General features: G+C 49.9%; 20 protein-coding genes and 1 pseudogene. 15 read left to right on the forward strand and 6 right to left on the reverse strand.

From position 1 onward, the window contains the following. Nucleotides 1–33 precede the first annotated feature (33 nt). The 3 genes from U5R06_23675 to U5R06_23685 all read left to right on the forward strand — a co-directional run bounded on the left by U5R06_23675 (nt 34) and on the right by U5R06_23685 (nt 2821). The gene (locus U5R06_23675; GenBank protein ID MDZ7725742.1) at nt 34–402 is read left to right on the forward strand and encodes a hypothetical protein; all 369 of its coding nucleotides are present in this window, start codon (nt 34–36) and stop codon (nt 400–402) included. A 64-nt stretch (nt 403–466) separates the two neighbouring features. Continuing rightward, nucleotides 467–991 (forward strand): TIGR03546 family protein, encoded by a 525-nt coding sequence (locus U5R06_23680; protein MDZ7725743.1) that lies wholly within the window; start codon nt 467–469, stop codon nt 989–991. Between the two features lie 3 nt (nt 992–994). Then, nucleotides 995–2821, forward strand: coding sequence for a TIGR03545 family protein (locus U5R06_23685; protein ID MDZ7725744.1), 1827 nt, complete (start codon nt 995–997; stop codon nt 2819–2821). On the opposite strand, the gene U5R06_23690 is transcribed toward U5R06_23685, so the two are convergent. Next, entirely contained in the window at nt 2818–3225 is a 408-nt protein-coding gene (locus U5R06_23690; GenBank protein MDZ7725745.1) for a cytochrome c maturation protein CcmE, read from the reverse strand. The two genes, U5R06_23685 and U5R06_23690, sit on opposite strands and share 4 nt — an antisense overlap. Before the next feature lie 65 nt (nt 3226–3290). On the opposite strand from U5R06_23690, the gene U5R06_23695 reads away from it, so the two are divergent. The 3 genes from U5R06_23695 to alr (U5R06_23705) are packed head-to-tail and all read left to right on the forward strand — an operon-like array spanning nt 3291 to nt 5385. Continuing rightward, on the forward strand, nt 3291–3569 hold the full coding sequence (locus U5R06_23695; GenBank protein MDZ7725746.1) for a hypothetical protein: 279 nt from the start codon (nt 3291–3293) through the stop codon (nt 3567–3569). Next, nucleotides 3566–4213 carry a glycosyltransferase family A protein gene (locus U5R06_23700; GenBank protein MDZ7725747.1) on the forward strand — a complete coding sequence of 216 codons (648 nt, stop codon included), beginning with the start codon at nt 3566–3568 and terminating at the stop codon, nt 4211–4213. Before U5R06_23695 ends, U5R06_23700 begins: the two co-directional genes overlap by 4 nt. Before the next feature lie 14 nt (nt 4214–4227). Beyond that, the gene (gene alr, locus U5R06_23705) at nt 4228–5385 is read left to right on the forward strand and encodes an alanine racemase (protein ID MDZ7725748.1); all 1158 of its coding nucleotides are present in this window, start codon (nt 4228–4230) and stop codon (nt 5383–5385) included. Between the two features lie 17 nt (nt 5386–5402). On the opposite strand, the gene cdaA is transcribed toward alr (U5R06_23705), so the two are convergent. The 5 genes and pseudogenes from cdaA to tilS all read right to left on the reverse strand — a co-directional run bounded on the left by cdaA (nt 5403) and on the right by tilS (nt 11041). Continuing rightward, nucleotides 5403–6188: a diadenylate cyclase CdaA gene (cdaA, locus tag U5R06_23710; GenBank protein MDZ7725749.1), complete on the reverse strand. Its 786-nt coding sequence runs from the start codon at nt 6186–6188 to the stop codon at nt 5403–5405. Continuing rightward, the gene (gene folP / locus U5R06_23715) at nt 6185–7054 is read right to left on the reverse strand and encodes a dihydropteroate synthase (protein MDZ7725750.1); all 870 of its coding nucleotides are present in this window, start codon (nt 7052–7054) and stop codon (nt 6185–6187) included. The genes cdaA and folP overlap by 4 nt, the downstream gene beginning before the upstream one ends. After that, nucleotides 7054–9095, reverse strand: a pseudogene (gene ftsH / locus U5R06_23720) (ATP-dependent zinc metalloprotease FtsH). Before ftsH ends, folP begins: the two are co-directional and overlap by 1 nt. A gap of 19 nt (nt 9096–9114) precedes the next feature. Next, nucleotides 9115–9666 carry a hypoxanthine phosphoribosyltransferase gene (hpt, locus tag U5R06_23725; protein MDZ7725751.1) on the reverse strand — a complete coding sequence of 184 codons (552 nt, stop codon included), beginning with the start codon at nt 9664–9666 and terminating at the stop codon, nt 9115–9117. Continuing rightward, nucleotides 9650–11041, reverse strand: coding sequence for a tRNA lysidine(34) synthetase TilS (tilS, locus tag U5R06_23730; protein ID MDZ7725752.1), 1392 nt, complete (start codon nt 11039–11041; stop codon nt 9650–9652). The genes hpt and tilS overlap by 17 nt, the downstream gene beginning before the upstream one ends. Nucleotides 11042–11177: 136 nt before the next feature. On the opposite strand from tilS, the gene rfaE2 reads away from it, so the two are divergent. From rfaE2 to U5R06_23775, 9 genes are all read left to right on the forward strand, one after another. Then, nucleotides 11178–11666, forward strand: coding sequence for a D-glycero-beta-D-manno-heptose 1-phosphate adenylyltransferase (rfaE2, locus tag U5R06_23735; protein MDZ7725753.1), 489 nt, complete (start codon nt 11178–11180; stop codon nt 11664–11666). Nucleotides 11667–11675: 9 nt separating this feature from the next. Beyond that, complete coding sequence (dnaG, locus tag U5R06_23740) at nt 11676–13463, forward strand: DNA primase (GenBank protein MDZ7725754.1); 1788 nt, start codon at nt 11676–11678, stop codon at nt 13461–13463. Nucleotides 13464–13467: 4 nt separating this feature from the next. Then, on the forward strand, nt 13468–13917 hold the full coding sequence (locus tag U5R06_23745; GenBank protein MDZ7725755.1) for an alanine racemase: 450 nt from the start codon (nt 13468–13470) through the stop codon (nt 13915–13917). Between the two features lie 7 nt (nt 13918–13924). Continuing rightward, the gene (gene alr, locus U5R06_23750; GenBank protein MDZ7725756.1) at nt 13925–14650 is read left to right on the forward strand and encodes an alanine racemase; all 726 of its coding nucleotides are present in this window, start codon (nt 13925–13927) and stop codon (nt 14648–14650) included. Nucleotides 14651–14803: 153 nt separating this feature from the next. Beyond that, on the forward strand, nt 14804–15136 hold the full coding sequence (locus U5R06_23755) for a cupin domain-containing protein (GenBank protein MDZ7725757.1): 333 nt from the start codon (nt 14804–14806) through the stop codon (nt 15134–15136). Between the two features lie 58 nt (nt 15137–15194). Beyond that, nucleotides 15195–16220 (forward strand): sugar kinase, encoded by a 1026-nt coding sequence (locus U5R06_23760; GenBank protein ID MDZ7725758.1) that lies wholly within the window; start codon nt 15195–15197, stop codon nt 16218–16220. A gap of 140 nt (nt 16221–16360) precedes the next feature. Next, on the forward strand, nt 16361–17503 hold the full coding sequence (locus U5R06_23765; GenBank protein MDZ7725759.1) for an aldo/keto reductase: 1143 nt from the start codon (nt 16361–16363) through the stop codon (nt 17501–17503). A 15-nt stretch (nt 17504–17518) separates the two neighbouring features. Beyond that, nucleotides 17519–18385 (forward strand): DUF6599 family protein, encoded by an 867-nt coding sequence (locus U5R06_23770; GenBank protein ID MDZ7725760.1) that lies wholly within the window; start codon nt 17519–17521, stop codon nt 18383–18385. Nucleotides 18386–18398: 13 nt separating this feature from the next. Continuing rightward, nucleotides 18399–20870, forward strand: a complete 2472-nt coding sequence (locus U5R06_23775) for a FlgD immunoglobulin-like domain containing protein (GenBank protein ID MDZ7725761.1) — start codon at nt 18399–18401, stop codon at nt 20868–20870. The last annotated feature ends 82 nt before the right edge of the window (nt 20871–20952 follow it).

Below are 20952 nucleotides of genomic sequence, written 5' to 3' on the forward strand. Positions count from 1 at the left end.
TTATAAATGGATTTTTTATCAAAAGGGGTTGTAATGAATGTTGTGATAGAAATCGGACACCGGATTCTGGCCGTGGTATTGATGATCGGCTATGCCGTACTCGCGTTTCGATTTTTCCGGGCTGGTGAGCGCGTCCCGACGTTTTTTGAAACCATGCTGGCGCAAATCGTCCGATTTTCACTTTTACTGGAATTTGTAACCGGAATTTTATTGAGCCTGAATTATAAAATCCAGGTCAGTTCCTGGCATCACTGGGCCTGCATTATTCCGGTTCTGACCCTGGCGGTTTATCAGATTATCCGTATGACCCGCAGCGTTTCTTTAAAGAATTATGCGCGTGTTTTCCTGATCATGTGTGCGGCAGTTCTGCTTATCAGTTTGATTCCGTTTATCGACTCTTAATCTCGCACACTTTACGGTTCCGCGACTCGGTTTGAACCTTTGAACTTTTGTAAGGAATGGATTCATGATCGTTTTAAAGCTGATTTCCAAATTGATCAAGGCGCTGCGTTCCAATGCAACGCCGGTCCAGCTGTCCTGGGGATTTGTCCTTGGGATGTTTCCTGGACTCACTCCCCCGTGGAATGCTCATAATCTACTGATCGCCGTGCTGATTATTATTCTGAACGTTAACATTTCAATGGCAATACTGGCATTCCTGTTTTTCAGTTTGTTTGCCTATCTTTTAGATCCTTTGTTTCATGAACTCGGTTATTTCCTTCTTGTTGAGGTTTCCTTTTTAGAATCTGTCTGGCTGTTTGTCAGCCAGGCGCCGGTAATGGCTTATTTTAACTTGAACAATACTGTTGTGCTGGGGAGTCTGCTGGTTTGCATACTGCTGATCGTTCCTGTTTTTCTGTTGATGAAACGGTTTGTGGTGTATTACAGAGAACGTCTCGAAGAGCGCATCAAAAAACTAAAGATCGTCCAGGCTTTGATGGGAAGCAAACTCTATTCCTGGTTTGAACGGTTGCAAAAATTGGGAGAATAAATCGTGCGCTGGAAAGGTATTATTTTTCTCATTGTCACTGTTGTTATTGTTCTGGTGTTGGGGTTGATTTTCAGTGATGAGTGGTTTGAAGCCAGACTGGAAGCACTCGGAAATGCTGCTGTGGGGGCCCGCGTTGAAATTGACAATCTTGATTTGTCATTACTGGGATTGCATGTCCGCTGGGACAGCCTTCAGGTCACCCATCCCAGACAAACCATGGAGAACATATTGACCACCGGGGCAACCGAGTTTAAGATGCAGCTTGTCCCGTTGTTCTCCAAAAATATCATCATAGAGAACGTCCAGGTCATCAACATCACGTCGGGCACGCCGCGGACCACGGACGGCAAACTGGCGAAAAAGAAAGGCGATAAAAAACCGACCTTTGTTTCCAAAACTATGGACCGGCTGCAGGAACAGGCCGGGCAGGCGCCCGCCTGGAATCTGGATGCAATGACAAAATCAGTCAATGTCGACAGCATTTTGAAATTACTGGATCTTCAAACGCCGCAGCGGATTGATTCATTATCCGATGAACTTGAGCATCTGTACAGCAAATGGGATTCCACACTCACCTCGGATGCCTGGCAATCCGAATATGCGCAGATCGACAACAAGGTGCAGTCTATACAACCGGATAAAATCAAAACAGTTGTACAACTTGAGAAAACAGCCGAAACCCTTAAACAGGTTTATGATAAAATTGATTCCTTAAAGTCGTTTACTCTCGAGGCTGCGGATTCTCTACAGCAGGATCTTTCCATGACTCAGAGGCAGGTGGGTCGGGTGGATGACTGGATTTCCCGGGATATGGCCCGGGCCCTGGACAAGGCCAAACTGCCCTCGATCAGCAAAGAGAATATTGGATTGTTTTTATTCGGTCCGGAGATTGTTAAAAAGGTCAATTCGGTGCTGCAGATCACCGGTCAGGTGCGGCATTACAGCGCGAAACTCAAATCCGATCAACCCAAAAAAGAAAAACCGCCCCGATTCAAGGGGCAGACGATACATTTTACAGCCCGCCAGGTTGATCCGAGTCTATGGATCAAACGGGTCAAAATCTCGGGCACCGCGGCAAACGGACTTTTGCTGGACGGTCAGGTCAATCATATCGTATCCCGTCAGTCCCTGATCGGTGAACCCATGACTCTGTCCCTCCAGGGACGGCGTGCAGACAAGGCGGCTTTGACGTTTAGCGGTGAATTTAATTATCTCAATGAACCGCGTGAATCGATTAGCGTAAATGTGATGGAAATGCCGTTTGCCGGCGTAGTCTTGAGTGATTCCAAATGGCTGCCGCAAAACGTGACAAAGGGCAAAGGTCAAGTGTCGGCGCGGCTGGTGATGCAGGAACAGCGAATAGAGGGTTCCCTTGATTTTGCCGGCCGCAATATGGCGTTTGGGTTTGATCAAGCCGCCCGGGACAGCTGGAGTGAACTTTTACAGTCCGTATTTGTGTCAGCTGACAATATTGATATCCATGCAAATCTGGTCAGTGATGATGCGTCTACAGAGTTTAAAGTCCGGTCCAATATAGATGATTTTGTTGTGCAGCAAGTTCGGGATCGGGTGGGAGATCAGGTGATGCAGGCGCGGCAAGAAATCGAGCGGGAAATTACCTCGCGTGTCGATCAAGAGAGAACAAAACTCAATGCCATGGTGGATCGACAAACCCGGAACCTGAGTTCACAGATGCAGACCTATACGCAAGAAGTGGAGCGACTCGAGTCCCGGCTCGAGGAAAAGCGGGCGCAGGTTCTAAAACGGCTCGAGTCTGAAAAAAGAAAACAGACTGACAAGGTAAAGGATAAAGTTAAAGATTTATTCTAAGGTGTGCCGGCATTAAAATGCTCTGTGGACGATTTTTGTTCGTATTTTGACGGACATTTTAAAAGCAGTTTTGATGCCTTGAAATTGTGTCCATTCAGGCGTCCTTCTGCGACCACGACCTGAGCCGTGCTCAGTTGGTCGGGAATGGCCCCGTGATAATAGACCTCAAGGGTGTCGTCATTCTCGGTCAATTTGAAATACAGCTCCAGACTGTCCGGCTGCCAGCGGATGGATGACGGATCAATGGTTCCGCTGACCCGGATTCCGCGTTCGTCAGGCATGTCTTTTGCCTTGAGTTCGGAGATGGTGGTATAATAGACAAAGGTGTCCCGCACCCCGCTGAAAATCAGGAACGATGCGGCGCCGATAATAATGATCAATCCGATGAAAATTTTGAGATTCATGGCAAACTCCTTTTTAAAAGATAGCATTCTTGAATGATAAATCCAAAACATAATTAAAGACATCCATGATGCAGAAAACTTTACTGAAACTGGCCTTGTCAAGTCTTGTGCTGCTGGTGGTTATTACCGTTGCGGCTGATTCGCTGTATCCGCTTTATGCACTGTTTGGCGACGCGTCTATAGTGCACACCTTTATTTTTCAAACGCTTGTTGTTATTCTGGCGGGCTCTGTGGCGTTTGTGCTGATTCGTACGCTGCTGGGTATTTTGTTTGTTGTTTTGACTGTGGCGCTGCTGGTCTATTTGTTTTATACCGGAATATTGTCCCTGTCCTGGCTTTTATGAAAAACACGTTGAAAATATCCATTATACTACCCGTATACAATCGACGGCATTTGATCAGCCGGGCTATTGATTCTGTGCAAAGGCAGACGTTTGAAAACTGGGAATTGTTGATCATTGATGACGGCAGCACGGACGGCGTCAAAGAGGATATTCTGCCGTTAACTGAAATAGATAACCGTATCCGGTTCTTGTCACAACGGCGGACAGGTCCGGCCGAAACCCGGAACCGCGGGATCAGGAAAGGCTCAGGATTTTATATTACGTTTATCGATTCGGATGATCAGTATCATCGAGATCATTTACAGGTGCGATATGAATTTATGCAAACACATCCGCATGTGGACGTGATCCACGGCGGCGTGGCGCTGATTGGTCCCGAGGAAAAGCAGTGGGTCGTGGACGCCAATGATCCCGGTCGGAAGATTCATTTAAGTGAATGCTATATGGCGGCCACGCTGTTTGGAAAACGGGATGTTTTTATACAAAGCGGCGGTTTCAAACCGCTGCGTTATTCCGCCGAGTCGGAATTTATCCCGCGGCTTGAGGAGAATTTTCAGGTTGAGGTGGTCCCGTTTCCAACTTATTGTTACCATATCGGATTATCGGACAGTATATGCGCCATCAAAGCGAATGAAACGAATTGAGAGAGGATTAAACTATGGACAAGATGTACCGGCCTGCCTGGATTGATGTGGACCTGGATGCCCTGGAATTGAATATAAAGGCAATCCAAACGTATCTGGAAGATACACGTTTGCTGGCTGTGGTCAAAGCCGACGCCTATGGGCTGGGCGCTGTGCCGGTGGCCCGACTGTATGAACAGCTCGGGGTGGATTATCTGGGGGTGGTCACACTGGATGAGGCGGTTGAATTGCGGGACGCCGGGATCCGATGCCCTGTTCTGAATATGGGACCGATTTTTCCGGATCAGGCAGAGGTGGTGATTCGTTATTCGATTGAACAGATGGTTTACCGGGAAACAGTGGCAAAGGCGCTTTCAGATGCCGCTTCCGAAAAAGCGGTTATCCATGTCAAAGTGGATACCGGTATGAGCCGCTACGGCGTGCCGTTTGATTCTGCTCCTGATTTTATTCGAAAATGCGCTGCCCTGCCTGGACTTCAGCTCCGGGGTGTGTTTTCGCATCTGGCCATGTCCGATGCCCTTGATAAAAGTTTTGCTCATCTGCAGATCGAACGGCTGGAGCAGGTGCGGAGAAATCTTGATTTGAATATTCCGATCTGGCATATGGTAAACAGCGGCGGCGCACTGGATCTGCCGCAGGCGCATTATGATATGGTGCGTGTGGGACTGATGACCTATGGTTATTTCCCTTCCGACCATGTGCGTCGGCCGTTTACGTTGAAACCGGCCATGCATGTGCGGACACGCATTGCCTCTGTGCGCGAGATTCACCGCGGTGATAGCGTGGGCTATGGCCGAAAGTATATGGCGGAGAATGACGAAACCATCGCTGTACTGCCTGTCGGCTATGCCGATGGATACTCGCGCAATTTGAGCAAGATTGGACAGGTCCTTTGCCGGGGCAAATTGCTGCCGGTCATAGGCGGATTGTGTATGGATGCGGGATTTGTCAAAATTACCGAACTGCCGGATGTTGAAGTCGGTGAGGTGATAACGCTGATGGGGGTTGATCACGACATGGAAATTTCTCCGCACTTTATCGCTGATTTGAGCGGAACCGTCTCTTATGAAGTCATGTCAACATTCGGACGCCGTCTGCCGCGCGTCTATGTCAAAGACGGGAAACCGGTTGATATCGTCAATTATCTGAGACAAGGCGGCAACGAAGAATAAACAAGGATGGAAACTGATTATTTGACCTTGGTGTCGCCGTAGCGGAATCCTTCCACCAGCACTTTTTTCAGTTCAGCTGTCGACAAATCAATCTGCAGTTCTCCGCCGATCGCGATGGAAATTTGTCCGCGTTCTTCTGATACCACGATAATCATGGTATCGGAATCCTGGGACAGGGTGAGGGCTGCTTTATGCCGGGTGCCGAATTCCAGGTCGCCGTATTCTTCTTCAGAGATCGGCAGCAGACATTTAGCCGCTTCAATCAAGTCATTTTGAATGATGACGGCGCCGTCGTGCAGGGGGGATCGGGGATTGAAAATGGAGATCAGCAAAGGTGTGGTGACTTCGGCCTGAATGCGCGTGCCGCTTTCGATAATACTGCGGATACCGGTTTCGCGCACCAGAACAATCAGGGCGCCGTAGCCTCGGTCCTGCAGCGCAACCGTGGCATCCACGACCTGATCGATAATCCGGCTTTCGCTGATTTGTACAAAGGTTCGAACCAGTCGGCTTTGTCCGATATAGATCAACAATCTCCGGATTTCGGGCTGAAATAAAATTACAAATGCCAAAAGCCACACCGTACGCAGGTTTTCAAAAATCCAGCCCAGGCCTTTGAGCTGCAAAAGCGGCGCCAGTGCCGAGGCCACAATCAGGATGATCAGTCCTACCATCATCTGTACGCCGCGCGTCCCTCTGAGAAAGCGATAGAGTCGATAAATTATAAACGACATCAAGGTGATATCGACGATATCCATGATGGTGACGGGGAGAAAACCGATTTGAAACAGAGTGAATCTCATAACTTGTCCACTAATAGTTTTCCGGTTATTGCATCAGTAACCCGTACTGCTCTCTGCACGGCCTGGACATCATGTACGCGGAGGATATCTGCGCCGTTCATAATCGCAGCTACAGCTGCGGCAAGGGTACCCTCCAGACGTTCCTGCGGCGGAAGATCGAGAAGCTTTCCGATAAAGGATTTGCGCGACGGGCCGACCAGAATCGGACGGTCCAGGGTTTTGAATTCGTGCAGTCGGCGCAGTAATTCGTAATTATCTGCAACGCTTTTACCAAAGCCAATACCCGGATCGACGATCAGCTGATCCGGTTTGATGTGAAGCGCCAGCAGATCATCGATGTGTTTCTGCAGAAGCGCGATTATATCATGAACCACGTCCGTGTACTGCGGGTTTTTCTGCATGCTGCGAGGGTCGCCCTGCATATGCATGAGCACCACTCCGGCCCCGGTTTCCGCTGTTAGAGGAATCATATCCGGATCGAGACGGCAGGCGCTGATGTCATTAATGATATCAGCGCCGGATTGAATGGCTGCTTTTGCCACTGCCGATTTGGTCGTATCTATGGAGATCGGACAATCCAGTTTTACGCGCAATGCCCGGATCACCGGAATGGTGCGGTTCAGTTCTTCCGCTTCAGACACCGGCTCCGCGCCGGGACGGGATGACTCGCCGCCGATATCAATCATATCGGCGCCCCGGGCATGCATATCAAGGGCATGCTGAACAGCACGGTCAATGTTGGCATAGGCGCCGCCGTCGGAAAAACTGTCCGGTGTGACGTTCAGCACCCCCATAATCAGGGTGCGCGTCCCGATGCTGATGGATCGGGACGCGCAGGACCAGGTATATGTAGAGGTGCGTGTCATTAATCCGTTTTATCAGACTTTTGGGAATCCGTGTTTTTTGTTTTTGGGGAAGCGGTTGATGCTTTAGCGCCGGTTTTTTTCTGTTTGCGTTTTGTGGATTTGTTGTTTTTGACCGGCGGCAGTTTTTCTCCGGCCAGGATTTTATCGATTTCTTCACCGTTCAGATACTCGCGTTCGAGCAGTTCTTTGGTGAGTCGGTGCAACGTATTGAGATTATCATCGAGTAATTTAATGACATCTTTTTCCGCTTCATCAATGAGTTTGCGCACTTCTTTGTCGATGATTTGTGCAGTGGCTTCGGAATAATCGCGGTGCTGGGAGATTTCCCGGCCCGAAAGATCTCTTCCTGTTTTTCGCCATAGGTGAGGGGACCCATCACATCGCTCATGCCCCATTCGCACACCATTTTACGCGAGAGCTCTGTGGCTTTGCGGATATCATCGCCGGCGCCGGTGGTCATTTCGTTGAATACGATTTTTTCAGCGCCGCGGCCGCCGAGGAGCTGCCGGAGCATGGCCAGGCAATAGGTTTTTGAATAATTGTGTTTCTCGTCTATCGGCAGGGTCATGGTGGCCCCGAGCGCGCGGCCGCGCGGGATAATCGTGACTTTGTGGATGGGGTCCGCGCCCGGCGTCAGCTTGGCAACCAGTACATGTCCGGCTTCGTGATATGCCGTGCTCTCTTTTTCTTTTTCACTGATCAGCATGCTGCGCCGTTCCGTGCCCATGACCACTTTATCTTTGGCCTCTTCGAAATCGACCATATACACTTTTTTCTTGTTTTTCCGCGCTGCGAGCAAGGCGGCTTCGTTCACCATATTGGCCAGGTCCGCTCCGGAAAATCCGGGGGTGGCCTTGGCCAGCACCTTGAGATCGAGATTTTTGGCGACCGGTATGTTTTGAGTGTGGACACGCAAAACACCTTCGCGTCCGCGTACATCGGGACGATCCACAACGATCTGCCGGTCAAAGCGTCCCGGCCGCAGCAGCGCGGAATCCAGAACGTCCGGCCGGTTGGTGGCTGCAATGAGAATAACCCCTTCATTGGACTCGAATCCGTCCATTTCAGTCAGCAGCTGATTCAGAGTTTGCTCGCGTTCATCATGACCGCCGCCGAGTCCGGCGCCGCGGTGCCGGCCCACTGCATCCAGTTCGTCGATGAAAATAATGCAGGGTGCATTGCGTTTGCCCTGTTCGAACAAATCGCGCACACGCGAGGCGCCGACTCCGACAAACATTTCGACAAAATCCGCTCCCGACATGCTGAAAAACGGCACACCGGCTTCACCGGCGATGGCTTTGGCGAGCAGAGTTTTCCCGGTTCCGGGAGGTCCGAGCAGCAGCGCGCCTTTGGGGATTTTGCCGCCCAGTTTCTGAAATTTTTCCGGTTCTTTTAAGAAATCAATGATCTCGCCCAGTTCGGTCTTGGCCTCGTCGGCGCCGGCTACATTTTCAAATGTGACTTTGGGATAATTCTCGTTAAACAGTTTGGCGCGTGATTTTCCGAAATTGAAAATGCCTTTCTGACCGCCTCCGCCGGCATTCATGCGCCGGATCAGATAAACCCAAAAGCCGATGAGAAGGATCCAGGGCAGAGCGGTGAGCAAATAATTCCAGACGCCGGGATTATCTTCTTTGATATTGATTTCTACATTATAATCAGTGCGCCAGCTCTCCAGCGTCGAATACTCCGGCGCTGTGGTTAAAACCACTTTGAACTGCTGTGCTGCTGCCTCCTCCTGTGTTTCTGACGGCGGGGTATCTGTGGTTTGTTGAGCGGCAGGCTGTACCGTCTGGCCGGTGATGACGTTGTTTTTAATATCTATTTTTCGAATATCACCGGATTCCATGAGGTTCATGAATTGATTATAGGTCAGATCCTCCTGTCTGCCCCGGTTGTCGCTGAACTGCTGAGAAATCAGCAGCGCTACAATGAATAAACCGATCCAGAACAGCAGTGAACGCGAGGCTTTGCCCCATTGGGGGCCTTGCGGCTTTTGATTCTGATTTTTAGAGTCTTTTTTCTGATTGGGTTGAAGCATAATAGTGATCCAGTTTTTATTAATCCATAACATAAATATCCGGCAGATTACGCAGTATCTGCTTGTGATCCAGTCCAAAGCCCACGACAAAATCGTTGGGTATTTCAAAACCGACATAATCCACATTAAAGTCCAGTTTGGCCACCTCTTTTTTGAACAGCAGAGAGGCAAACTTTATGGATGCCGGCTGCCTTTCGGACAGATGCTTTTTTAAAAAGGTGACTGAAAGACCTGTATCGACGATATCTTCCACGATCAGAACATCTCTGCCTTTGAGGTCGGCATTGATATCCTTGATCATCTGCACGTCACCGGATGAAATTTTTTCATCCCCATAGCTGGAAATTTTTAAAAAATCAATCTCAACGTCCAGCTCAATGTTACGCACCAGGTCGGCAATAAAAATAAAACTGCCGTTCAGTATACCAATGATAATGGGTATTGTTCCCCGGTAATCCCGGGTGATTTCCCGGCCGAGTTCTCGGGTACGTTTTTGAATGTCCTCGTGAGACAGCAGACAGCGAAATGATTGATCGTGGACAACTTTTTCAAATTCAGATTTTTCGTTCAATGTCGAGTTCCAGTTTTAAATACAAAGTGGTTGACGGCGTGACTTTGTACCGATCATCCAGTCGGTATCCGCAAATCCATACAATGCCGGTTTTGCATTCGAGGATCGGAATGAAAGACCGCTCGTACCGGTTTACTTTTTCATCAATAAAAAAATCCGATATTGATTTTGATCCGCTTCCATTAACCGGATAAAAACGATCGGACGGCTTGTACGATCTTACCTGCACCGGCGCCAAAAACGAATCTGCATCGATATATTCTATCAAATTGTTGGAATGATGCCAATCCGGGGTATCCTTAACTTTACTGATGTGCAGAGTATATCCATTCCATAGAGAAAAACAGCCTGTGGCAGCCGGCAGGGTCATATGATGGTATGTCGTATCCAGATGACCCACAATAAGAGTCTTGGCGGTTTTGTAAAACGAAATATCGCTGATTTTCAGTCGGCCGCTGCTGTGTTTCGACACGATAAATTGTTCAATTGATGTGAGGTTTCGTTGGTTGAGCAGATTCGGATTGTACCCCAGTTCAATCAAACAATAACGCAACATAATTTTTTGTAAAGATTTAAGATACGTTAAAAATTGCTTAATATCAAGAATAATTTTGTCAGGTTCCCGGCGCACGATACATGTTTTCAGGGCGTTTTCGGCCTCTTTATCGAGATATGTTGTGGTTTCCGCGGCATGACCGGCCAAGTTCGCGAGCGCCGTAATCACGCCGGGATTGAATTCTTTTTGCAGCAGGGGTAACAGCACGTGCCTTGTTTTGTTTCGTTTAAATGTGATATCGCGGTTGCTGTGATCCGTTCTGTATAGAATATTTTGTTGTTTTGCAAATCGTTCAATCTCATTGCGTTCCGCAAAGAGTAATGGGCGAATGTAGCGATCGCGGTGAACCGGGATCCCGCATAATCCGCGGATTCCGGTTCCCCGGCATATCCGGTCCAACAGGGTTTCGGCCTGATCGTTTACATTATGAGCGGTGGCGATTTTGTTGGCATTCAGCTGGTTTGCGGTTTTTTCAAAAAACGCGTAACGGCATTCGCGGGCTGCGGTTTCCAGCGACTGACCGCTGTTTTGTGCATAGTGGTTCACATCAACACGCTCCGTTGCCAACGGAATCGCATGGCGTTCGCATAGGTCCCGCACCCATTGTTCGTCGGCATCCGAGTCTGCGCCGCGCAATTGATGATTCAAATGCAGCACGGATAGCTGTAAATTCCATTTTACGCGAGATTGGAGAAAAAGTTCGAAAAGAACCATTGAATCCACACCGCCGGATACCGCAATCAGGATGTGATCGTCCTGTGTTATCAGGTCGTATGTGTGAATAAATTGTTGGAACTGATCCAATAATGAATGACTCATAATCGATTGTTAAACACCCATGCAGACAGAATATTTCCCATATTTCTGAAATAAAATGTGTAAATTCATTTTGATCTCTAGCAAACTTTATTAACTTAATAAAAATTCATTTCATTATCAAACAAGAATGATAAAGATGACGTCTGTATCCTCCAAGATTAAAACTTTGGACGAGTTATTAAAGATTCGCAGCGAACTGAAAAAAAACAAACTCAGAATGGTGTGGACCAACGGCTGTTACGATATTTTGCATGCCGGACATGTTTTGTATCTGCAGCAGGCTCGCGCAGCGGGTGAGGCATTGGTGGTGGGCCTGAATTCCGACGAATCGATTCGGAGAGTCAAGGGGCCGCAGCGGCCGATACTGCCGGAGGATCAGCGCGCCATTGTTCTCGCCGCGTTAGAGTGTGTGGATTATATTATTATTTTTCCGGAAGCGTCCCCGCTGGATATTATTTCAAAACTTGAACCGGATATTTATGCCAAGGGCGGAGATTACACAGTGGATACGGTCAATCAGCCGGAGCGACGGTTAATTGAGTCCTATGGCGGCGACATCCTGCTGATACCGGGGGTTGAGGGCCTGTCCACAACTGAAATTATTCGTCGGATTCGGGAAAGTTGAGGTGACAGGGTGAACCGGATTCCTTCTGAAATAGTCGATCAGGTGCGCACAGCCACGGATATCGTGCATGTGGTGTCCGGTTATCTGGCGTTGCGGCAGCGCGGACGCAATTATTTCGGCCTGTGTCCGTTTCACAAGGAAAAAACGCCGTCCTTCAGCGTCAATCCGGATTTGCAAATTTTTCATTGTTTCGGCTGCGGCGCCGGCGGCAATGTGTTCACATTTTTGATGAAAATGGAGGGGGTCACCTTTCCAGAGGCCGTCAAACAGCTGGCCCGGGATGCCGGAGTCAGTCTCCCGGAAGAGGCGGACGACTTTCGGGAATACCGTGAAAAAGAAGCGCTTTTTTATGTACTGAATATGGCTGCCGATTATTTTAAACAGAGCATCCGGGAAGACAAGGGGGCCACGGCCCGGGATTATCTGGAAAAGCGCGGCATTACCCCTGAGGATTTTGAGACATTTTCCATCGGATACGCCCCGCAGGGCTGGGACAATCTGATTAAACGGGCGGCACAGCGCTCTTTGAAAACAGAGCTTTTGGAAAAGGCGGGATTGGTGGTGCGCAACAAAGAAGGACGTTACTATGACCGATTTCGCGGCCGCATTACCTTTGCTATCAAATCCCTGAGCGGACAGGTTCTGGGATTCGGGGCGCGCCGCCTGAGCGAGGACAATTCCCCAAAGTATATCAATTCTCCGGAAAGTGAGATTTATCAAAAACGCTATATCCTTTACGGTTTGTATATGGCGCGCTCCGAGATTCGCCAGCAGGACGAAGTGGTGATCGTGGAGGGTTATACAGATTTTACCAGTCTGTGGAAATCAGGGGTCCGCAATGTTGTGGCGACCTCCGGCACAGCCCTGACTGAAGATCACGCGGTTCTGTTGCGCCGCTACACCACCAATGCGGTGATGCTGTATGATTCGGATCAGGCCGGCGCCAGCGCTGCGTTGCGCGGCGGCGATATCCTGCTGGAAAACGGTCTGGACGTCAAAGTCTGCAGCATTCCGCAGGATATGGATCCGGATGACTTTGTGCGTCAAAGCACGCCCGACGCGGTCAAGCGCACCATCAGTGAAGCCGTGCCGCTGCTGGAATTCAAGATTGCCACTCTGGAGCACAAGGGCAAGCACGGAAGCGCCACGGAGCGCGCCAATGCCACCCGGCAGATTCTGACATCAGTGTCTCGGGTTCATGATCCGATCCGCCGGGCGTTTTTGGTGCGGGATTTATCCGAACGCCTCAACATCGAAGAGGTTTCGTTGTGGAGCGAGATCAAAAAACTGGATCAGCAGCGCCGCGTCCGTGTGCGGCAGACGGATGAAACGCCGGAAACGGATGATTATTTTTTCAGAAAACGCGGATTGGCTGAACTGGGACTGCTGGAAGCGGTACTCAAGGATCCGGAGCTGATTCCGAAAATTATGCGCAATATCAATTTGGAGCATATTCGACACACAGAGATACGCGCTATTCTGGCCGGGCTGATGCAGGAGGATATCGATCCGCTGACGTTTCAGCCGGAACAGGTGCTGGCCCGGGTGGAAACCCCGGTCATTGCCAAACGCCTCACCCAGGTGATGATGCAGGAGGACTCCCATCCCCGGGTTTGGGAGTTTACCCGCGATTGCATTGTCGAGCTGCAGCAGGCGATTGTGGAGGAAGAACTGGAGGACCTGGAAACAAAACTGCGTTCGACGTCCGGCGAGGATATGGCCGATATGAAAAATAAACTGGGTTATCTGGTGAATGAACGCCAAAAAATCATGAACGGAGACTATATCACGGATTGACAGCATGAGTCAGGATGACAAACCTTTAAAATATCCGATTCATACACCGACCATTTATGAGCATGATGATATCGTGCGACCGACGCTGGTCGAGGTGGATTTGAGCAAATTGCGGCATAATTTCAATGCCATCAAACAGCATGTGCGCCCGGCGAAAATGATGCCGGTATTAAAAGCCAATGCCTACGGACATGGTCTGGTACGGGTGGCCCGGCTGATGCAGGAGCTGGGAGCCGATGCGCTGGGCGTCGCGTTTCTGGAAGAGGGAGTGCTGCTGCGCAAAAAAGGTGTGACGTTGCCGATTCTGGTGATGGGCGGAGTGCTCGGCAATCAGGTGCCGTATTTTATCGAGCATGATCTGATGATCACCGCATCCTCGATCACCAAGCTGAAACAGATTGATCAGGCGGCTGAGCGTTTGCAAAAAACAGCCAACGTGCATTTGATCATCTGACACCGGTATGGAGCGGATCGGCGTGCATTATTATAACGCCGAAACGTTTATTGAAACCGCTTTGAATTGCCGTACTATTCACATTAACGGCGTGTTTACGCATTTTGCCAATGCGGATGATCAGGATTTGACACATACGCGACTGCAGCTTGAGCGTTTTAACAAGGCCCTGTCCGTTTTCGAATCGTTCGGCGCCCCGATGCCCACGCGGCATGCCGCCAATTCCGGCGCCGTGCTGCACTTGCCCGAGGCGCAGTTTGACATGATCCGTCCCGGATTGACGTTGTACGGCGTGTATCCGTCCGGGGAGGCGCGCAAGACCGTGGATGTGAAACCCGCCCTGACCTGGAAATCACGGGTGGTTTATTTCAAAGTGATCAAGCCGGGACATCCGGTGGGATACGGATCTGCCTGGCAAAGTGATCATATGGTTCGAGCAGTTACGGTACCTGTCGGTTACGGTGACGGATATTTCCGCTCCATGTCCGGACAGGCAGAGGTGCTGATCAACGGCAAGCGCTATCCGGTGGTGGGCCGCATTTCCATGGATCAGATTGTGGTGAATCTGGAATGGGACAGCGCTTATAATGGTGATGAGGTGGTGCTGCTGGGTGAAATGAACGGACAGACATTGAGAGCGGAGGAACTGGCCGAGTGGGCCGGCACGATCCCTTATGAGATATTGACCAATATCAACACGCGGGTGCCGCGGGTTTATATTAATGAAGAATAGAGTCTTTTCGTGTGATTCGTGTATTTCGTGGTTGGTGCCCGCGAAACACGCGAAATACTCAAATAAACGAAAATAAACTATAATACAGGAGGGGAATCATGGAGATATTTTATGAGCAGGAAAGTTATTTAATCATCTTTGGAGGTTAAATCCATGCAAAAATTTATTAAAGGCGCCACTGTAATGGTGGAGGAGTTGGGGCAGGGTGTGTCCCGGAAAATACTGGGTCATGATTCTGATCTGATGCTGGTCAAGGTTTATTTTGAAAAAGATGCTGTGGGCGCCCCGCATCAGCATCCGCATCAACAGGTTTCGCATGTTCTTGAGGGTGAGTTTGAGGTAGCCATAGAAGGTGAAAAAGAGATATTACGTCAGGGGGACGGTTTTGTGGTTCCCTCGAATGCCAGACACGGCGTGGTTTGCCGGGAAAAAGGCATACTGCTGGATGCCTTTTCACCGATGCGTACGGATTTTATTAAAGGATGAAATTAAAGGGCAAGCGATGTTATATCAATAAACAATTGAACCAAAAACAGGGATAAATATGAGCGCAAAGATTGTAACGTTGGGTGAAATCATGTTAAGACTGGCGCCCTATCATTATGAGCGCATTGTACAGGCCGGTCAATTTCAGGCCACTTATGGCGGCGGCGAGGGTAATGTTGCGGTGTCTCTGGCACAACTGGGCAATCACGCCTGGTTTGTCACGCGGTTACCGGAGAATCCGGTGGGAGACGCGGCGCTGGACACGCTGCGCCGTTATGGCGTTGATACCGAATATGTGCTGCGCGGCGGCACGCGCCTGGGCATTTATTTTCTGGAGCACGGCGCTTCGATCCGGCCGTCGAATGTGACCTATGACCGCGCGCATTCCGCGATTTCTGAAATACAACCCGGCATGGTGGACTGGCCGGCGGTGTTCCGGGACAAGGACTGGTTTCATGTGACCGGTATTACACCGGCGATTTCCGAGAGCGCCTCCAAAGTCAGTCTGGAGGCCGTTCAAGTCGCCAAAAAAGCAGGACTAAAAGTCAGTTGTGACCTGAACTACCGCAAGAAACTCTGGACCCGCGACCAGGCACGCGCAGTGATGACAGAACTGGTTCAATACGTGGACGTAATCATTGCCAATGAGGAAGATGCGGCGGATGTATTCGGGATTCATGCTGAAGAAACCGATGTCACCCGCGGAAAATTGGATACCGGGATTTATCAATCCGTGGCGCGTCAATTGATGGACCAGGGCGGCGCTGAACTGGTGGCGATTACTTTGCGCGAAAGCCTGTCCGCATCGGACAACAACTGGTCGGCTATGCTGTATGACGGCGATCATTTTTATTCCAGCCGCAAATATCACATTCATTTGGTCGATCGGGTCGGCGGCGGTGACTCGTTCGGAGCCGGTCTCATTCATGCGATTCTGGCTGGTATGGACAGGCAAACGGCTCTGGAATTTGCCGTAGCGGCGTCCGGCATGAAGCAAACCATTCCCGGCGATATGAATCTGATGAAAGAGTCAGAAGTGCTCAAAGTGGTGCAAGGTGATATATCGGGCCGGGTTCAGCGGTAGACGTCAAGACCCGAGCGCAAAGCGCCCGAGATCTGTATGAACTCGTGAAACGGTTTGCGAAAATATTTTATTTGCATTTTTCTTTATTTATGAGTATGCTGAACCGTTAAGCGTTTACAATCGTTAAAAAGGAGTTTGAGATGAAAAGAAATAATATTTCCAGACGATCGTTCATTAAACGTAGCGCACAGGGAGCTTTGACGGTCACTGTGGCCGGGGAGCTGGTGCGACAACCGTTATGGGCAATGGATAATGAAAAAATTGTTCCGCAATACCGGACATTGGGAAAAACCGGGCTTTCCTTTACAACTTTGGGGTTTGGTTGTATGCGCACCTCGGATCCGGCTGTGATCCGCGCCGCTTTTGACCGGGGAGTGAATAATTTTGATACAGCGCGCGTTTATATGGGAGGAGACAATGAAGAGATTGTGGGCAAAGCCCTGAAAGATGTGCGTAAAGATGCATTCATTACCACAAAAGTCAAAGTCAGTACGATTGAACAGATGCGGAAGGATGTGCAAAAAAGCCTAAAAGCGCTGCAGACCGATTATGTGGATATCCTGCTGCTGCACGGAAGAAGTGATATCGCTGATCTGGAGCGCAACGACCTGCGTGAGTTTTTGGCGAGTATGAAAGAACAGGGCAAGACCCGTTTTGTCGGGTTTTCCACGCATAGCAATATGGCGGAATTGCTGAATTATACTGCGGAAAACGGATTTTACGATGTGGTGTTGACTGCTTATAATTTTAAATCAGATGAAAATCTGCAAAATGCCGTAAAGACCGCCAGGGAGGCGGGGATTGGAGTTATTGCCATGAAAACCCAGGCCGGCGGTTATCAGGACGGCGCTACAGAAACGTTGTCCGCGCACCAGGCGGCGCTGAAATGGGCGCTGTCTGATTCCAATGTGACTTCGGCAATACCGGCAATCCAAACCTTTGATCATTTGAATGAAAACATCAAAGTTATGGGGTCCAAAATGGGGTTTTTGGACCGAAAATCACTGCACCGTTACGGCAATATAATTGATCACAAACTGTGTCGCATGTGCGGGGCCTGCAAGGGTCAATGTCCGTCCGGTGTGTCCCTGGCCGATCTGAACCGCTGTGTCATGTACGCCGACGGATACAAAGATTACCAGCTGGCTCTGGAAAATTATCAACAACTCGGCGCGCGCCGGAATGTGTCTCAATGCGAAACCTGTGACGAGTGTGTGATCGAATGTCCCAATCATCTCGATCCGGTGCAAACGATACGCCGCGCCAGTCAACTGTTCACCTGATCTGCGGAGGCTGTCATGCGATTTTTATTTTTATTATTATGCGTCGGAACCACAGTCTTTGCCGGAGATTCGGATATTGTGTCTTTTTTGCCGGATGCCGATTTTTCACCGGGATGGAGCTATGATTTTGAACCCGAGGTGTATGGGCCGGATAACCTGTTTGAATATATCAACGGCGAAGCTGAGCTGTACAAGGATTACGAATTCAACATCATGGCTACGGCTTCTTATATGCTGGATTCAAACCCGGCTCTGTCATTTACAGTTGATGTGTACGATATGGGCACTGCCCTGAACGCGTTCGGTGTGTACAGCAGCTATCGTAAACCCAACTTGAGGTTTGCCGATATCGGAACACAAGCAACACTCTCCGAAATGACTATCCGGTTTTACAAAGGAAAATATTTTGTCCAATTGAACGCCGGCAGTCTGGAGGATACCGTCAAGACGGTCATGCGCGAAACGGCAGCGGCCATTGCCGATAAACTCCCGGATTTGCCATTGCCGGAAAAATTAACCTGGTTGCCGGATACCCTGCGTGTGGAGCATTCTCTAACCTATGTGACACGGGGATTTCTCGGACAAGGCGCCTTTGGACAGGTGCTGCACGCGCAATATACATTGAAAGGTCAGACCTGTAGTGGATTTGCGGCCTTGTTTGAATCGCCCGACCAGGCGATTTATGCACTGAATCAGTTCAAACAGAGTCTAAAGCAACGGGAAATCGAGGTCTCGGATTCGGGCGATCGCATCGCTGCCAGTTTGCCGTATCAAGGGCATGTTGTTATGCGACCATCCGGCAACAGGCTGATCGGAGCCTTTAAGGCGAAAGACAGAGAACTCGCCGATACCGTTATGCAATTGATCAGAAACCATTTATAGAAAGGGTTTTAGTATGAGATACAAACTGCACCTGATTGTTATTTTGTTGATCGGATTTGGGGCTATGGGGCTATTCATGCCGGAGAACGCACTTGCCGATGAAAATACAACAAATCGGGAAGAACGTTGGGATAGGTATTTAAATAACAAAGCGCTGGGTGGACCTGAGGCCTTGGATGAAATGAGCAGTGAATTCAATGCGCCGCTTGTGAATGGAGGGGTTATCAATGTCAATCTGGTCTACTATCCCCAGACTTTTTTGATTTTTTGGGGTCCGTTGCAAGTGGGTGAAAAAAGCACAAAAACATTTAATTTTATCAATGCCAGTCAGGACACTTTTTTAATGGCGGGGTGTCTGCTCGCGAGTGATGATGGAGTTTTTCCGAAAAACGGATTTAATATAACATCCGGGTATTTTGATAATGTGAAAACCGGAGCAGAGTTTGATACGTTGTTCCCGGGCGAATCGCATACCGCTACGGTGGTTTTTTCACCGAAAAGTGTTGGTATGAAATATGATATATTGGGATGTTTTTCGCATTTGCATGATAATGAACTTGAGTATCGGGGTGGTATGGTCCAATTTATCGGAGCTGCAGTTGATGTTGACTTTTCCGCCACGCCCACCAGCGGTTATCCGCGACTCGGTGTGCAGTTTACAAATGAGACCCGGTTGCCTGATGGGGGACCCCCTCCGATAATACTCGGATCCGCAAATAATAATCAAAACAATGTTCCCAACCAGCAAACTCCGTTCACATTTTTATGGGAGTTCAGTGACGGCCGGACTTCAACGGCGCCGAATCCCACAATGGTCTTTACGGAACCGGGGTATTATTCGGCTTCTCTAACCATGTTTGTACCGGACTATAACTACATACCGCCGATAGGGCCACTCAATAACAGTAATACGACAAACGCGACTAACGATGTTGGGGTTATACCTTTAACAACACACAAAAAAGACCTTATTCACGTTTTAGGGGACGAGCCGATGGCCTGTTATCCTCTGAGTCTGATCGATAACAGTTCGGCGTTTGTCAAGCAGGGCTGGGAGAACGCGATTGACAATGACGTGAGCGGCTGGGACGGCACGGTCACGACCAAAGCGGATCCGCCGTACGCGGTGTTTGAGTTTTTCGACGGCAGCATCCAGACCATTACCCATTTTAAATTCATGACCGATACCGATGTGGGATACAACAACCGCTGGGTACATGATTTCCGCGTGCTGGTGTCCACGACCGGTTTGTCGGATACCGATTTCAGCGAGGTTCTGGATGCGCATCAGAAGGGCGGCGATTGGCAGAGATATCCGGTAGCGCCGGTTGAGGCGCGTTATGTCAAGCTTGTCCTGGACACTCCGACAGCGGGCTGGCGTCAGGTCGGCGAGTTTCAAGTCTGCGTGGACGGACCGGTGGTGAATGCCGGGAACAGCAGCCTGACCGCGACGAGTCCGCATGTGGGCAACGGCGTGGATCAGTCGATCATGACGGCGACCGTGAATGATTCGGACGGCAACCCGATCACGGGCATATCGCCGGACGAGTTTCACCGCTTTTACTGGAACAACTGGGGGCATATCGTCGACACAGCGTTTGAAGAGACGGATACCCCGGGTGTCTATGAGAGCAAGATAGCCTGCATGATCGAAAGCGCGCCGACGGCGGTTGTTTTTGTGCGCGGTTTAAAGCTGGGACAGGCGAAAATCGAGTTTAAATCAACGGGTTACCAGCCACTTGATTTGTCGGTTGTGGAGGGCAGTGAAACGTTCCAGGATCAGACCTGGGACAAGTCGATCGACGGCGACACAGAGGGCTGGGACGGCGTGACCACGACGCGCGGCCAGACGGTTTACGCGGTGTACGAGTTCACCGACGGTCTGGTGCATCCGGTCCAGGGCCTGCGTCTGTTGAGCGACGCGAACACACCGAAACGCTACCCGAACCGGTTTGTGAAGCGGTTTCAGGTGCAGGTGTCCACGTCCGGTTTATCGGAGAGTGATTTTACAACGGTGTATACCGGCACGCAGGACACGTGGGACTGGAAGACGCATTTGTTTTCGGTGGTGAACGCCAAATATGTGCGCCTGGTGGTGGATTATCCGGATCACGGCTGGGTGCAGATTGCCGAACTGGAGGTTCTGGGTATGGATGCCGTGGGATCGGCGCGCCTGACGGATGTTGAAGAACGAGCCGGTGTCCCGACTGCCTTTAAGGTATATGATAATGCGCCGAATCCGTTCAACCCGTCGACGCAGATCCGCTATGATCTGCCGAACGCGATGGCTGTGACGGTGGAGGTGTACAATGCAGTGGGACAACAGGTTCGCACCTTGTACGACGGTATGGCCTCGGCGGGCCGTCATCAATTGACCTGGAACGGCCGGGATGATGCGGGTCGTTCGGTCTCGAGCGGTGTGTTTCTGCTGCGGGTGCGCGCGGGCTCGGAGCAGACGGTCAAGCGTATGCTGTTGATCAAATAGAATAGATCAACCGGTCCGGCTAATTGGAATAGTCGGACCGGTTTTTTTATACATAGGGGTGCAGTATTGTCCTGATGAATAT

The organism is candidate division KSB1 bacterium (assembly GCA_034521575.1).
In the GTDB taxonomy this organism is placed as follows: Bacteria; Zhuqueibacterota; Zhuqueibacteria; order Residuimicrobiales; family Krinioviventaceae; genus JAXHMJ01.